Annotated in this window: 12 protein-coding genes and 1 tRNA gene; 11 read left to right on the forward strand and 2 right to left on the reverse strand. The window is 67.5% G+C overall.

Annotated features, from left to right (window positions below):
- Positions 1 to 43: 43 nt before the first annotated feature.
- From OHA18_RS31910 to OHA18_RS31950, 9 genes are all read left to right on the forward strand, one after another.
- Positions 44 to 1,594, forward strand: coding sequence for a metallophosphoesterase family protein (locus tag OHA18_RS31910; RefSeq protein ID WP_328999047.1), 1,551 nt, complete (start codon positions 44 to 46; stop codon positions 1,592 to 1,594).
- Between the two features lie 99 nt (positions 1,595 to 1,693).
- Positions 1,694 to 3,145: a pyruvate kinase gene (pyk, locus tag OHA18_RS31915; protein WP_328999048.1), complete on the forward strand. Its 1,452-nt coding sequence runs from the start codon at positions 1,694 to 1,696 to the stop codon at positions 3,143 to 3,145.
- A gap of 160 nt (positions 3,146 to 3,305) precedes the next feature.
- Positions 3,306 to 3,388 (forward strand) — tRNA-Leu (locus OHA18_RS31920).
- Between the two features lie 312 nt (positions 3,389 to 3,700).
- On the forward strand, positions 3,701 to 4,291 hold the full coding sequence (locus tag OHA18_RS31925) for an ANTAR domain-containing response regulator (protein WP_328999049.1): 591 nt from the start codon (positions 3,701 to 3,703) through the stop codon (positions 4,289 to 4,291).
- Between the two features lie 180 nt (positions 4,292 to 4,471).
- The gene (locus OHA18_RS31930) at positions 4,472 to 5,713 is read left to right on the forward strand and encodes a branched-chain amino acid ABC transporter substrate-binding protein (protein ID WP_328999050.1); all 1,242 of its coding nucleotides are present in this window, start codon (positions 4,472 to 4,474) and stop codon (positions 5,711 to 5,713) included.
- Positions 5,714 to 5,797: 84 nt separating this feature from the next.
- Positions 5,798 to 7,114, forward strand: coding sequence for a branched-chain amino acid ABC transporter permease (locus OHA18_RS31935; RefSeq protein ID WP_328999051.1), 1,317 nt, complete (start codon positions 5,798 to 5,800; stop codon positions 7,112 to 7,114).
- Positions 7,111 to 8,826 carry a branched-chain amino acid ABC transporter permease gene (locus OHA18_RS31940; protein WP_328999052.1) on the forward strand — a complete coding sequence of 572 codons (1,716 nt, stop codon included), beginning with the start codon at positions 7,111 to 7,113 and terminating at the stop codon, positions 8,824 to 8,826. The genes OHA18_RS31935 and OHA18_RS31940 overlap by 4 nt, the downstream gene beginning before the upstream one ends.
- A complete protein-coding gene (locus OHA18_RS31945; RefSeq protein ID WP_328999053.1) occupies positions 8,823 to 9,803 on the forward strand; it encodes an ABC transporter ATP-binding protein in 981 nt (326 codons plus the stop codon). Before OHA18_RS31940 ends, OHA18_RS31945 begins: the two co-directional genes overlap by 4 nt.
- Positions 9,800 to 10,516 (forward strand): ABC transporter ATP-binding protein, encoded by a 717-nt coding sequence (locus tag OHA18_RS31950; RefSeq protein ID WP_328999054.1) that lies wholly within the window; start codon positions 9,800 to 9,802, stop codon positions 10,514 to 10,516. The genes OHA18_RS31945 and OHA18_RS31950 overlap by 4 nt, the downstream gene beginning before the upstream one ends.
- Before the next feature lie 72 nt (positions 10,517 to 10,588).
- Here OHA18_RS31950 and OHA18_RS31955 read toward each other — a convergent pair whose 3' ends face one another.
- A complete protein-coding gene (locus tag OHA18_RS31955) occupies positions 10,589 to 11,347 on the reverse strand; it encodes a DUF554 domain-containing protein (RefSeq protein ID WP_328999055.1) in 759 nt (252 codons plus the stop codon).
- 109 nt (positions 11,348 to 11,456) lie between these two features.
- On the opposite strand from OHA18_RS31955, the gene OHA18_RS31960 reads away from it, so the two are divergent.
- Complete coding sequence (locus tag OHA18_RS31960) at positions 11,457 to 12,062, forward strand: GNAT family N-acetyltransferase (RefSeq protein ID WP_328999056.1); 606 nt, start codon at positions 11,457 to 11,459, stop codon at positions 12,060 to 12,062.
- Here OHA18_RS31960 and OHA18_RS31965 read toward each other — a convergent pair.
- Positions 12,025 to 12,414: a hotdog fold thioesterase gene (locus tag OHA18_RS31965; RefSeq protein WP_442914429.1), complete on the reverse strand. Its 390-nt coding sequence runs from the start codon at positions 12,412 to 12,414 to the stop codon at positions 12,025 to 12,027. The genes OHA18_RS31960 and OHA18_RS31965 overlap by 38 nt on opposite strands.
- A 104-nt stretch (positions 12,415 to 12,518) precedes the next feature.
- Here OHA18_RS31965 and polA point away from each other — a divergent pair, with 104 nt between their 5' ends.
- The gene (gene polA, locus OHA18_RS31970; protein ID WP_329006177.1) at positions 12,519 to 15,221 is read left to right on the forward strand and encodes a DNA polymerase I; all 2,703 of its coding nucleotides are present in this window, start codon (positions 12,519 to 12,521) and stop codon (positions 15,219 to 15,221) included.
- Positions 15,222 to 15,224 lie beyond the last annotated feature (3 nt).

Genomic DNA, 15,224 nt, shown 5'->3' on the forward strand with positions numbered 1-15,224 from the left:
CGAGGTGGGTGCCCGAAGTGGATCGTCTCGATAGGTTGGATGGGTGGCTACCCGCCTGGTGACGAAGGCCCGGCTCCGTGCGATCGCGCCGTGGGCCGGGCTCAGTCTGCTCTTCGCGCTGACCACGGTCGTGGTCGGCCTGTTCGGGTTCGTGAACGACTCCGAGCGGGTCACGATCGGCGCACACGCCGCGACCGTCTCGCCCACCTTCGACGGGTACGCGACCCTCGACCTCGGCGCCGTACTCCCGCGGCTGCGGATCCCGGCCGACACGCCGGGCAAGATCGGCGTCAACATCGACGTCCAGGAGACCGATGCCGACAACCTCACCGAGCTGCTCACCCGCGACACGCTGATCGCGTCCCAGCCCGACGGTGAGATCGGGCGGATCAAGCAGGTCATCCAGCAGATGGCCGTCGACAACGCGGTCGCCGGAGCGGGCTCGGGCCTGCTCGTGGTCGTCGTCGTCGCGACGCTCTGGACGGCGCTGGGGGTACGCCGCCGGCGCGAACTGTGGCACCTGGTGCACCGGCACGAGCGGCGGTTCGAGCACCGCGCCATCGTTGTACTGGTCGCGATGCTGATCACGATCGCGTCGATCTACGGTCCGGGGCGGATGCGGACGGCCGACGTACCGCCGACGCAGTGGCAGCCGTTGTTCAAGCTGCTGCCGGAGATGTCGTTCGACAAGCGGCTGAAGACCGTCGAGGTCGCTTCCGGGTTCTCCACCACCGGCGGCGTCGGCGTGATCCGGACGCTGGTCGAAACGTACCGGAAGTCCACCGAGCTGTACGGCCAGCTCAAGGACCGGGTCGCCGATGTCGCACCGCAGATCCACCAGCCGAACAAGGAGGAGAAGGTCGCGCTGCTGGTGTCGGACCGGCACGACAACATCGGGATCGACGGATTCGCGTCCGAGGTGGCGAAGGCCGGTGGCGCCAAGCTGCTGATCGACGCCGGTGACGACACCTCGTCGGGGCAGAGCTGGGAAGCGTTCAGCATCAACTCGCTGCGGCAGCACTTCAAGGACTTCAAGGTGGTCGCGGTGGCCGGCAACCACGACGCCGGCGGGCACGTCGAGGAGTTCATGCGAAAGGCCGGGTTCACCGTGCTTGACAGCAAGCCCGTCGAGGTCGAGGGGATCCGGTTCCTCGGCGACAGCGACCCGACCAAGACCGGGCTCGGCAGCGCGGACACCCCGGGCGACGAGACGATCGAGCACCAGTCGAAACGGCTCGCCGACGTCGCCTGCGACCAGCCCGACGACAAGCGGATCTCGACGATGGTGGTGCACGACCCGTCGTCGTACGCCGACACCGCCGAGCGGGGCTGCGCGACGTTGCTGCTGTCCGGTCATTTGCACCGCCAGGTCGGCCCCGAGCACCGGGTCGTCGACGAGCGCGCGGTGACGACGTACACGAACGGGACGACCGGGGGAGCGGCGTACGCGTTCGCCCTCGGTTACACCCTGCGGAAGCCGGGTGAGGTCACCCTCATCACGTACCAGAAGGGGCTGCCGGTCGGCCTGCAGACGGTCACCGCCCAACCCAGCGGCGACGTGACGGTCGGGCCCTACATGCCCTTGGGTTCTTGACGATTCAGGCGATGTAGCCGATCGCCATCAGCTGTTAACTGTCCAGTAACGGGGGTGGACCAGCTGGCCCAGTGGTTTGCAGGAGTAGGGTTTTGTGACGTGCGTCGCGCAAAGATCGTTTGTACGCTCGGCCCGGCTACTGCCGCCCCCGAGCGCATCCTGGAACTCGTCCAAGCAGGTATGGACGTCGCAAGGCTCAATTTGAGTCATGGCGCCCATGCCGAGCATGAGCGCATCTACCAGCGGATCCGGACCGCTGCCGCGGAGACCGGCAAGAACGTCGGCATCCTGGTCGACCTGCAGGGCCCGAAGATCCGGCTGGCCGAGTTCGCCGAGGGCAAGGCAACGCTGACCTACGGCGAGCGCTTCACGATCACCACCCGGGAGGTGCCGGGCGATCAGACCATCTGCGGGACGACGTACGACGGCCTGCCGGGCGACGTGAAGCCCGGCGACCAGCTGCTGATCGACGACGGCCGGATCGCGCTGGTGGCCGAGGAGGTGACCGGGACCGACGTGGTCTGCCGGGTCACCGTCGGCGGGCCGGTCTCGAACCACAAGGGCATCAACCTGCCCGGCGTCGCGGTCAGCGTCCCGGCGATGTCCGAGAAGGACGTCGAGGACCTCCGCTGGGCGCTGCACCTGCCGGCCGACATGATCGCGCTGTCGTTCGTACGGGACGCGTCCGACATCCAGCTGGTCCACAAGATCATGGACGAGGAGGGGCTGCGGCTCCCCGTCGTCGCCAAGATCGAGAAGCCGCAGGCGGTCGCCAACCTGGACGAGATCATCGAGGCCTTCGACGGGTTCATGGTGGCCCGCGGCGACCTCGGCGTGGAGCTCCCGCTCGAGGAGGTCCCGCTGGTCCAGAAGCTGATCATCGACCAGGCCCGGCTGAACGCGAAGCCGGTCATCGTCGCCACCCAGATGCTCGAGTCGATGATCTCCGCGCCGCGGCCGACGCGCGCGGAGGCGTCCGACGTGGCCAACGCCGTACTCGACGGCGCGGACGCGGTCATGCTCTCCGGTGAGACCAGCGTCGGCCGGTTCCCGATCGAGACCGTCAAGACGATGGCGCGGATCGTGGAGTCCACCGAGGAGCACGGCCTCAGCCGGGTCCAGGCGATCGAGTGGGAGCCGAAGACGAAGGGCGGCGTGATCGCCCGCGCGGCCGCCGACGTGGCGGAGCGGCTGGACGCGAAGTACCTGATCGCGTTCACGCAGTCCGGCGACACCGCGCTCCGACTGGCGCGGTACCGCACCGAAGTACCGCTCCTCGCCTTCACCCCGGTCCCGTCGGTCAGTTCCTGGCTGAGCGTGGTCTGGGGCGTCGAGACGTACATCGTCCCGACCGTCGAACACACCGACGAAATGGTCCGCCAGGTAGACCAGCGCCTGCTGGAACTCGGCAAACTCAAGAAGGGCGACCTGGTAGTCATCGTCGCCGGCTCGCCACCCAGCATCCCCGGCTCCACCAACGCCCTCCGAGTCCACCGCATGGGCGACGCCATCGACGGCATAGCCCCCGCCTATCGCAGCCAAAACCCGTAACCGGAGCCACGAACCGGGGCCAGAGACAGGAACTGGAGACTGGGGACAGGTTATTTCCTGTCCCCAGTCACCAGACGGTGTCCACGTTCCCGCGAACTGCGCTTCGGGAGGCGGTGAACCGCGCACGGCCGTAGAGGCGCTAAAGTATCTCTGCAACCTGGCCGGGTTGGTGGAATGGCAGACACGACGGACTCAAAATCCGTTGCTCGCAAGGGCGTGTGGGTTCGAATCCCACACCCGGCACAAACTGTCGGTGGCTTCGCGACGATGTGGCAGGGCTCACGTCAGGTCGCAGGAGACGGCGGACTCGGCGTTGCGGATGTCGGCGCCTGTATCAGCGGCGTGAGTTGCCTACGCGCGTTGTGTGTTCAGTCCGCAGATCAGCAATGACGAGAAATCCCCTGCGCCGAACCAGAAGATTGTTGCCCAGTACCCCGAACAGCTCCTGCGAGGGCTGTTGGCGGCAGCCGCAGCTGACCGCGATCGCGGTCAGCCGGAAAGAGGCGGTTGCTGTGTTGGACGGGTTCGTGGGGGCGAAGGGGTGAGGTCGCTAAGGTGTCGGGTGTGACTGCTAAGCGTGTGGTGATCGCTGAGGACGAAGCCCTGATCCGGATGGATCTGGCTGAGATGCTCGCGGAAGAGGGGTATGACGTCGTCGGGCAGGCGGGCGACGGGGAAGAGGCGATCCGGCTGGCGGTGGAGCAGCGGCCGGATCTGGTCATTCTCGATGTGAAGATGCCCAAGCTGGACGGGTTGAGCGCGGCGGAGAAGATCGCGGGGGAGCGGATCGCGCCGGTGCTGATGCTGACCGCGTTCTCGCAGCGGGAGCTGGTCGAGCGGGCGCGGGACGCCGGCGCCATGGCGTACCTGGTGAAACCGTTCTCCAAGGCCGACCTGCTGCCCGCGATCGAGATCGCCGCCTCCCGGTACGTCGAGCTCGCCGAGCTCGAGCGGGAGGTCGCGGACCTGGCCGAGCGGCTTGAGACCCGCAAGCTGGTCGACCGGGCCAAGTCGGTGCTGCAGACCAAGTTCGGGCTTTCCGAGCCCGACTCGTTCCGGTGGATCCAGAAAACCGCAATGGATAAAAGAGTTTCGATGCGCCAGGTCGCGCAGTTGGTCGTTGACGAGGCTGGCAGTAGCGACTGAATCACTCTCCGCTCATCGAGCTGAGCGCGCGTACAGTAACCACTCCTCCCCATGCTGCTTACCGCTGTAACGACCTCACAACACACGCTCTGTCACATCGCCTGGAGAGCCACCCGAGGTCTAACCTGCGGATGCTCGCGGCAAACGCGAGAGTCCGGGGATTTGCCGGACTATCCAGACATGGGAGGAACAGTGCACCAGCGTTCCGTAGTAAGGGTCGGCGCGTCGCTGATCGTTGCGTCGTTGGCCCTGACAGCCTGCGGCTCACGCAGTGGCAACGACTCCGGGGGGAGCTCCGGAGGTTCGACGAAGACTGCCAAGATCGGCGTCATCGCGCCGCTGTCCGGAGACTTGTCGGCCCTGGGTCTGGGTATCCAGCACTCCGTCGAGCTGGCCGTGAAGCAGGCCAACGACTCCAACGCGATCCCGGGCTGGAAGCTCGAGGTCGTGCCGAAGGACGACGAGGCGAAGCCGGACCCCGGTAAGAACGCCGCGACCGCCCTGGCCGGCGACGCCGACGTGATCGGTGTGGTCGGCACGCTGAACACCAGCGTCAGCCAGCAGGTCCAGCCGGTGCTCGCGCCGAAGAACATCGTCCAGGTCTCGCCGGCCAACACCGGCCCCGGCCTGACCCAGGGTGCCAACTGGCAGACCGCTCCGAAGCGGCCGTACCCGACGTACTTCCGCACCTGCACCACCGACGCGGTCCAGGGTCCGTTCGCGGCCCGGTACCTGTACGAGACGGCCAAGATCACCAAGGTCGCCACGATCCACGACAAGAAGGCGTACGGCCAGGGTCTGGTCGGCACCTTCACCGAGGAGTTCAAGAAGCTGGGCGGTCAGGTCGTCGCGGCCCAGACCATCAACCCGGACGACTCGAACTACCAGGCCGTGATCTCCGCGATCAAGCCGTCTGCCCCGCAGGCGGTCTACTACGGTGGTGAGTACCCGCAGGCCGGTCCGCTCTCGCAGCAGATGAAGGCCGCCGGTCTGAACGTCCCGCTGATGGGCGGCGACGGCATCTTCGACCCGAAGTACATCACCCTGGCCGGCAAGACCTCCGACAACGACCTGGCCACCTCGGTCGGCGCGCCGGTGGACTCGCTGGACTCGGCGAAGAAGTTCGTCTCGGACTACAACGCGCAGAACTACAAGGAGCCGTACGCGGCGTACGGCGGCTACTCGTTCGACGCTGCCAACGCGATCATCGCCGCGCTGAAGGTCTCGCTGAAGGATGCCAAGGACGTCGAGTCGGCCCGTCAGGCCACGGTCGACGCCATGAGCAAGGTCTCCTTCGACGGCGTGACCGGCAAGGTCTCCTTCGACCAGTACGGTGACACCACTTCCAAGGTGCTGACCGTCTACAAGGTTGCCGGTGGCAAGTGGGCCACCGTCGAGACCAAGGCGTTCGAAGACAAGTAAGCGAAGTCGACCTCATGTCTCGGGGGTGGGAGCGATCCTCCCACCCCCGTGGCGTGTCATAACTGAGGCAGATGGGAGGTCGACGTGGACCAGTTCCTCCAGCAGCTCGTCAACGGGCTGACCTTGGGCTCGCTCTACGCCCTGATCGCGGTCGGTTACACCGTCGTCTACGGCATCGTGCAGCTCATCAACTTCGCCCACGGCGAGGTCTTCATGATCGGCGCGTTCGGCGCGCTGACCACATACTTGTTGTTCTTCAACGGTCATACCAGCGTCTGGATCCTGCCGGTGATGATCATAGGCGCGATGATCGCGTCGGTCGGCACCGCGGTGCTGATGGAACGTGTCGCGTACCGTCCCCTGCGGAACGCGCCACGACTGGCACCACTGATCACCGCGATCGGTATCTCGGTGTTCCTGCAGGAGTTCATCCGGCTCTTCTACGAGCAGCCGGGCTGGACCGTTGTGGTGTTCGCCGGTCTGGCGATCGCCGTCGGCTACGCCGTCGGCGCGCGGCAGGCCAAGGTCAACCTGAACCACCCGGTGTCCAAGTGGAACGACCGGGCCCCGCTGCTCGGCGGCGCGTCCGGCGCGGTCGTGCTGTGGATCATCGTGCGGCTGATCAGCCCCGACGTCTCGGCGTTGTACGTCGTGGCAGCCATCGTCGGCGGCGCCCTCGTCGGTACGGCGGTCGGCGTGCTCGCCGGCCGGGCCGCCAAGAAGGGTGCGCGGGTCGAGGTCAGCCTGCAGGCGGTGGCGGTCACCGCTGCCGCGTCCGCGCTGACCGCGGAGATCGGCTGGATCATCTTCAAGGAGCTGATCAACAAGGTCGAGTGGCCGAGCGCGAAGCAGCGCATCCCGTTCCCGCAGCTCGACGTGGTGACCGGTACGGCGCTGCAGGTCGGCGGCGTGACCATCCAGCGGTCCGCGATCTTCACGGTCGCCGCACTGGTGGTCTGCGCCGTACTGCTGTGGTTCTTCATCAACCGGACCCGGCTCGGTCGCGGTATGCAGGCCGTGTCGCAGGACCCGGACACCGCCCGGCTGATGGGTATCAACGTCGACCGGATCATCGTGGTCGCGTTCGCGCTCGGTGCGGTGCTCGCGGCGATCGCGGGTGTCTCGCAGGGTCTGCAGAACAACAACATCGACTTCAGGATGGGCTTCCTGGCCGGCCTGAAGGCGTTCACCGCGGCCGTGCTCGGTGGTATCGGCAACGTGTACGGCGCTGTTGTCGGCGGTCTCGTCCTCGGTGTGGTCGAGGCGATGGCCACGCAGTACATCCCGGGTCAGTTCGGCGGAAGCACCTGGAAGGACGTCTGGGCCTTCGTCATCCTGATTCTGGTTCTGGTCTTCAGGCCGCAGGGCCTGCTCGGCGCGAGGGTGGTGGACCGGGCATGACGGATGTGAAGACTCCTGTGCCAGAGGCAACGGATGCACCGCCGGCGAAGTCCGGCAAGCCGATCGCGTGGCCGTTGGGTCTGGCCGGCGTGGTGCTGCTGATCGTCGGATCGTTCCTGTCCTGGAGCTACGACAGCCAGATCCTGAACGATCTGTCGATCAACTTCTACCCGGGCGGCCTGCAGATCCTCACGATCATCGGCGCCGTCCTGTCGCTGGTGCTGCTGCTGGCCGAGAAGGGCCCGCTGGCCAAGCTGGGTACCTGGCTGGATGCCACGCTCGGTATCCGGACGCTCGGCGCCGGTCTGACGCTGTACATGGTGCTGGTCCTGGTTGCGATCAGCACCGAGTCCGACGGCCTGATCAACGTGAACCCGGGCGGGTACATCTCGCTCGTCGGTGCGCTGCTGATCGCGGTCTCGGGCTGGTTGCTGCCGCTGCGGCAGTTGCGGGACATGAGTGAGGCGAGGCTTCCGGGCTGGGCCGAGATCCTCTCGATCGCGGTGCTGATGGCCGCGGTGCTGTTCGCCGCGGCGTACGCGCTCGGCCTGCAGGACGCCTGGTCGTTCATCCTCTGCCTGGTGTTCATCGCCGTGGTCGCCACGGCGTTGTTCCGGACCGGCACGATGACCTTCGTCGGTCACGTCGGGCAGCGGCACCGCAACGTGCTCACGCTGGCCGCGTTCGTGGTGGCGTTCCTGTTCCCGTTCACGCAGAACGGGTCGGACGCGAACATGTCGATCGCGAACCAGGTGCTGATCTTCGGTGCGACGGCGATGGGCCTGAACATCGTGGTGGGTCTGGCCGGCCTGCTCGACCTCGGGTACATCGCGTTCCTCGGGGCCGGTTCCTACACGGCGGCGGTGCTGTCGAACTCGGCGTTCGCCACGGTCGGGTGGAAGCCGCCGTTCCTGGTCGTGATGCTGGTCGGCGCGGCGGTGTCCGCGACGCTGGGCCTGATCATCGGTACGCCGACGCTGCGGGTCTCGGGTGACTACCTGGCCATCGTGACGCTCGGCTTCGGTGAGATCTTCCGGTTCTCGATGGGCAACCTGGACGGCAACAACGGCCCGAACCTGACCAACGGGCCGAACGGCATCCCGGGCATCCCGGACCTGCAGATCGGCGGGTTCAACTTCGGTGACGAGCACAAGCTCGCGGGCATCGAGCTGGGCCGGTTCTCGAACTACTACTTCCTGCTGCTGATCCTGATCGGCTTCGTCATCCTGGTCTTCGCCCGGCTGAACAACAGCCGGATCGGCCGTGGCTGGGTGGCGATCCGGGAGGACGAGAAGGCCGCCGAGGCGATGGGCGTGAACGTGTTCGGGCTGAAGCTGCTCGCGTTCGCGGTCGGCGCGTTCCTGGCCGGTCTGGCCGGCACCATCAAGGCCCACCAGGACGCGGCGGTCAGCCCGGACCAGTACCAGTTCATCGAGTCGGCGTTCCTGCTCGCCGCGATCGTGCTCGGCGGTATGGGCACCATCGCCGGTGTGTTGCTGGGAGCAACGATCCTGAAGCTGCTGCCGGAGAAGCTGCGGTTCTTCTCCGAATACCGGCTGCTGATGTTCGGTCTGCTGCTGGTGCTGATGATGCGGTTCCGGCCGGAGGGCCTGGTCGCGAGCAGACGAAGGCAGCTCGAGTTCCACGAAGAGGACGAGGAGCTGGCCGTCGAGATCGAAGAGGAACGCCTGGCCGTCGGGGAGGCGAAATGACTGCCGTGGAGGAGCGGGTGCGCCCCGAGGCGACCGGTGAAACGGTGCTCGAGGCAACCGGTGTGACGATGCGGTTCGGCGGTCTGCTGGCCGTGAACGACGTGGACCTGAGCGTCCGGCAGGGCGAGATCGTCGGTCTGATCGGCCCGAACGGCGCCGGCAAGACGACGTTCTTCAACTGCCTCACGGGCCTGTACAAGCCGACCAGCGGCCAGGTCCGGTTCGCCGCTTCGCCGCCGCCGAAGAAGAAGCCGATGAGGTTCTTTCAGGTGTTCACCCGGCGTCCGGGGATCGGCATCACCCACCGGCTGGAGCCGGTACTGACGGAGAACCCGGGGCTGACGCCGCCGGTGCCCGGGGTGCTGGGCCCGCTGCCGCCCAAGCCGCGGGCGGTTGTCCGGGCCGGGATGGCGCGGACGTTCCAGAACATCCGGCTGTTCGCGAACATGACCGCTTTGGAGAACGTGATGGTCGGCCGCTACTGCCGGACCAGCGCGGGCGCGGTCACCTCGGTGCTGCACGGGCCGAAGTTCCGGCACGAGGAGGCGGCCACCCGGAAACGGGCCCAGGAGCTGCTCGACTTCGTCGGGCTCGGCAAGTCCGCCGAGCACCTGGCCCGGAACATGCCGTACGGCGACCAGCGCCGGCTCGAGATCGCGCGGGCGCTGGCCACCGACCCGAAGCTCATCCTGCTGGACGAGCCGACCGCCGGTATGAACCCGCAGGAGACCCGTCAGGCCAGCGACCTGATCTTCAAGATCCGGGACTCCGGGCTGTCGGTCGTGGTGATCGAGCACGACATGCGGTTCATCTTCAACCTCTGCGACCGGGTGCTGTGTCTGGTCCAGGGGCAGGCCCTGATCGAGGGCACGCCGGACGAGGTGCAGTCCGACCCGCGGGTGATCGAGGCCTACATCGGCACCGGCGAGGACGACGACGAGGATGCTCCGCAGGACGTCACGGAGGAGACGCCATGACCGCGATGCTCGAGGTCAAGGACCTGGAAGTTGCCTACGGCAAGATCGTTGCGGTGAAGAACATCAGCTTCAGCGTGGAGCAGGGGCAGGTGGTGTCGCTGATCGGCACCAACGGCGCCGGCAAGACCACCACGCTGAAGACGATCTCCGGGCTGCTCCGGCCGACCGGCGGCGAGATCTGGTTCCAGGGCGAGCGGATCGACCACGTGGCGGCGCACGACATCGTCACCCGGGGTCTGGCGCACTCGCCCGAGGGCCGGCGGATCTTCCCGCGGCTGTCGGTCGAGGAGAACCTGCTGCTCGGCGCGTTCGCGCGACGGGACCCGGCAGGTGTCCGCAGGGATCTCGAGTCGGCGTACGAGCTGTTCCCGATCCTGGGGGAGCGGCGCAAGCAGCCGGCCGGCACGTTCTCCGGCGGTGAGCAGCAGATGCTGGCGATGGGCCGGGCGATGATGAGCCGGCCGAAGCTGATGATGCTGGACGAGCCGTCGATGGGTCTGTCACCGATCATGATGAAGCGGATCATGTCCACGGTGACCGAGCTGCAGCGGCAGGGTACGACGATCCTGCTGGTCGAGCAGAACGCCCAGGCAGCGTTGAAGCGGGCCGATTTCGGCTACGTGCTCGAGGTCGGGAAGATCGTGCTGTCGGGTTCGGGCAGCGATCTGCTGGTGAACGACTCGGTCCGCAAGGCCTACCTCGGCGAGGACTGACCGAACAAACACCTTACGTCCGAAGAAGTGCGCAGACGTCTCGCCACTTCTTCGGACGTAAGTGTTTGTCGATCAGTTGCGGAGGACGACGAGCAGTTGGACCAGGAGGGGCGCTACGATCAGCGCCGGTAGCAGGTCGGCGACCGCAACCTGCTTCAGTTTCAGGAGTCTGAGCGCTACGCCGATCAGCATCACGCCGCCGGTCGCGCCGAGCGCGGTCACATGAGCATCCGGGAGTACGTCGCCGAGGAGAGCTCCGACGGCCGTCATCGAACCTTGCACGACGAGTACGACGAGCGCCGATGCGGCCACGCCCCAGCCGAACGACGCGGCGAAGGCGATCGACGTGAACCCGTCCAGAACCGCCTTCAGGTACAGCTGATCCGCGCCCTGGCCGAGGCCATCGGACAGCGAACCGAGGAAGGTGAGCGGCCCGACGCAGAACACCATCGACGCCGACACGAACCCTTCGACGAACGTGCTCTGCCCTTCGCCGCGGTCGAACCGGCGCTGCATCCAGGCGCCGAAGCCTTCGAGCCGTTCCTCGATGTGCAGCAGCGAGCCGATGATCCCGCCGATCAGCATCGCGCCGAGCACGATGAGCACCGGGGCGCTGTCACCGACCGCGTCGCTGAGCGCCTTGTCGCCGACGGTGAGTGCCGACGAGATCGCGATCAGCAGCGTGACCAGGCCGATCGCATCGGTGACCAGATCCCTGGTGCGGTGACTGAGCCGGTGCCCGACGAGCACGCCGAGTACCGAACCGACGAGCACTGTCGCGACGTTCACGACAGTCCCGATTCCGATGAACAAACTCGTCCCTCCGGACATCTATGGTCAGCTTTGCATGTGACCCCCGAGGGCCTACTGTTGCGCGAGGACGAGCGTATCGGCCCGTCCGTTCACCTCGGGGGTGGACCGGACCCAGGAGGTCGCTGTGGTGGCAGCCATCGAGGTGAGGGACGCGCGCGTGGGGGACGCCGCCGCCCTGGTCGCGTTGTGGCGTGAGCTGACCACCGCCGGGCTGCCGTCCCGGTTGCCGGCCCCACCGTCGACGGCCGCCGCGGAGGTTGCCGTCAGCAAGCATGTGGACGATCCGTTCGGCCGGCTGGTGGTGGTCGAGCTGGACGGCGCCGTGCACGGCATGGCGTACCTGCGCCGGGCCGCAGTCAGCCCGCTGCACGACGACTCCACGATCACGGTCGAGTACTTGCACGTCAGCGACTCCGCCCGCCGGCACGGCCTCGGCAAGGCCTTGATCGCGGAGGCGGTCGCCTGGGCCGAGCACGAGAGCTGTGCCCACCTGGCCGTGGTCGCGCCCGCGATCGCCCGCGAGGCGAACCGCTTCCTGGCCCGGCTCGGTCTCGGGCAGGCCGGCGTCCTGCGGTTCGCGAACACGCACACGGTCCGTCGCCGGCTCGCGGCCGAGCACGCACCGAACCTGCTGGCCCTGCTCTCGTCCCGGCGCTCCGCCTTCGCCCGCCGCGCTCAGCTCGGCGGTGCCGTGGTCAGCTCCCCGGCGGAGCCTGAATCAGCTGGCAAGTGATCCGCGCGGTGCAGACCCGCTTGTCCCGCTCGTCGGTGACGACCACCTCGTACGACGTCGTCGTACGGCCGAGGTAGATCGGGGTCGCCACCCCGGTGACCACGCCCTCGCGGACCGCCCGGTGATGGGTGGCGTTGATGTCGACGCCGACCGCGACCTTCCCGTACGTCGCCGCGTGCAGCGCGGAGCCGATCGAGCCGAGGCTCTCGGCCAGCACGCAGGACGCGCCGCCGTGGAGCAGGCCGTACGGCTGGGTGTTGCCCTTGACCGGCATCGTCGCGACCACCCGGTCGGGGGATGCTTCGCTGACAACGATTCCCATCAGCTGGAGGAGAGTACCCTCCATGCCCATACCTGGTCCGAGGTTCGTTTCATCTGTCACGGAAGCAGTGTGTCAGAACTGTCCATGGGACCCACTAGAGTCGGTGTGTGGCTCCAGATACCGACACCTCGACGATGACCAAGGACACCGCGGCCGCCAGCACCGGCCGGCCGCGGATCCTGCTGCTGGACGGGCACTCACTGGCGTACCGGGCGTTCTACGCGCTCCCGGTGGAGAACTTCTCCACCACCACCGGGCAGCACACCAACGCGGTGTACGGGTTCACCTCGATGCTCATCAACATGCTCCGCGACGAGCAGCCGACGCACATCTGCGTGGCCTTCGACGTGTCCCGCAAGACCTTCCGCGCGGAGCAGTACGCGGAGTACAAGGCGGGCCGGTCGAAGTCGCCGGACGAGTTCAAGGGGCAGGTCTCGCTGGTCAAGGAGGTGCTGGAGGCGCTCCGGATCCCGACCACCGAGATCGACGGCTGGGAGGCCGACGACATCATCGCCACGCTCGCCACGCAGGCGTCCGAGCAGGGCTTCGAGGTGCTGATCAGCAGCGGTGACCGGGACTCGTTCCAGCTGGTCAGCGAGGACGTCACGGTGCTGTATCCGAAGCGCGGCGTGTCCGAGATCGCCCGGATGGACCCGGCCGCGATCGAGGAGAAGTACGGCGTCACCCCGCGGCTGTATCCGGATCTCGCCGCGCTGGTGGGGGAGCAGAGCGACAACCTGCCGGGCGTGCCCGGCGTCGGGCCGAAGACGGCGGCCAAGTGGCTGAACCAGTTCGGCTCGCTGAACGACGTGGTCGACCGGGTGAACGAGATCAAGGGCAAGGCCGGCGAGTCGCTGCGTGAGCACCTCGCCGACGTGATCCGGAACCGGCAGATCAACGAGCTGGTCCGCGACCTGACCCTGGACGTGACGGTCGACGACCTGGCCCGGACGCCGTGGGACCGGGACAAGGTGCACACGCTGTTCGACAGCCTGGAGTTCCGGGTGCTGCGCGAGCGGCTCGTCGCCGAGCACGAGGAGGTCGACGCGACCGTCGACCACGGGTTCGAGCTGGAGGGCGCGCAGCTGAAGCCGGGCGAGGTGGCAGCCTGGCTCAAGGAGCACGTGAGCGGCGGTGAGCGCGTCGGCGTCGCGGTGCAGGGGAGCTGGGGCGGCGGGACCGGCCAGATCACTGGGCTGGCGCTGGCCAACACCTCCGGCGCGGCGGCCTGGTTCGACCCGACCATGCTGACGCCGGACGACGAGTCGGCGTGGCAGGCCTGGCTCGCCGACGACAAGCAGCCGAAGGCGCTGCACGATGTGAACGGCCCGCTCCTCGCCTTCCTGGAGCGGGGCTGGACGCTCGGCGGCCTGAGCTCGGACACCCAGCTGAGCGCGTATCTGGTCCGTCCGGACCAGCGGGCCTACGACCTGGCCGACCTGACCGTGCGGTATCTCAAGCGCGAGCTGCGCAACGAGGAGGCCGACAACGGGCAGCTCAGCTTCGACGACGTCGAGGGCGGCCCGGCCGCGGACCACACGATGCTGCGGGCCCGCGCGATCGCCGACCTCGCCGACACGCTGGACGCCGAGCTCGAGAAGCAGGCGGGTACGCCGCTGCTCGCGGACGTCGAGCTGCCGCTGATCCAGGTGATCGCCGCCATGGAGCGCGACGGCATCGCGGTCGACCGGCCGTATCTGGAGGAGCTCGAGGAGCGGTTCGCGACCGGAGTGCGCGAGGCCGCCACCTCGGCGTACGAGGTGATCGGCAAGGAGATCAACCTGGGGTCGCCGAAGCAGCTGCAGGTGGTGCTGTTCGACGAGCTGCAGATGCCGAAGACCAAGCGGACCAAGACCGGGTACACCACGGACGCGGATTCGCTGCAGGCGCTGTTCGAGAAGACCGAGCACCCGTTCCTGGCGTACCTGCTGGCGCACCGGGACGCGACCCGGCTGCGGCAGACGGTCGAGGGTCTGCTGAAGACCATCAGCCCGCGCGACGGCCGGATCCACACCACGTTCAACCAGACGATCGCGGCGACCGGGCGGCTGAGCTCCACCGACCCGAACCTGCAGAACATCCCGATCCGGACCGAGGAAGGCCGCCGGATCCGGCAGGCGTTCGTCGTCGGCGAGGGTAACGAGTCGCTGATGTCGGCGGACTACAGCCAGATCGAGATGCGGATCATGGCGCACGTGTCGAAGGACCAGGGCCTGATCGACGCGTTCAACTCCGGGATGGACTTCCACTCGGTGACCGCGTCCCGGGTGTTCTCGGTCGAGCCGTCCGACGTGACGCAGGAGCAGCGCGCCAAGATCAAGGCGATGAACTACGGCTTGGCGTACGGCCTGTCGGCGTACGGGTTGAGTCAGCAGCTGAAGATCGGCGTGGACGAGGCCAAGGGCCTGATGGACGAGTACTTCGAGGGCTTCGGCGGCGTCCGGGACTACCTGCGGTCGATCGTCATCGACGCCGGCAAGACCGGGTACACCGAGACCATCCTGGGCCGCCGGCGGTACCTGCCGGACCTGACCAGCGACAACCGGCAGCGGCGCGAGATGGCCGAGCGGATGGCGCTGAACGCGCCGATCCAGGGCTCGGCGGCCGACGTGATCAAGATGGCGATGCTCAAGGTCGACGCGTCCCTGCGGGAGTCCGGCCTGAAGTCGCGGATGCTCCTCCAGGTCCACGACGAGCTCGTCTTCGAGATCGCTCCCGGCGAGCGCGAGGCCCTCGAGCAGCTGGTCCGCCACGACATGGGCCACGCCGTCGAGATGGCCGTCCCGCTGGACGTCTCCGTCGGCGTCGGCCGCACCTGGCACGAAGCCGCCCACTGACCC

This window comes from Kribbella sp. NBC_00709 (assembly GCF_036226565.1).
GTDB lineage: Bacteria > Actinomycetota > Actinomycetes > Propionibacteriales > Kribbellaceae > Kribbella.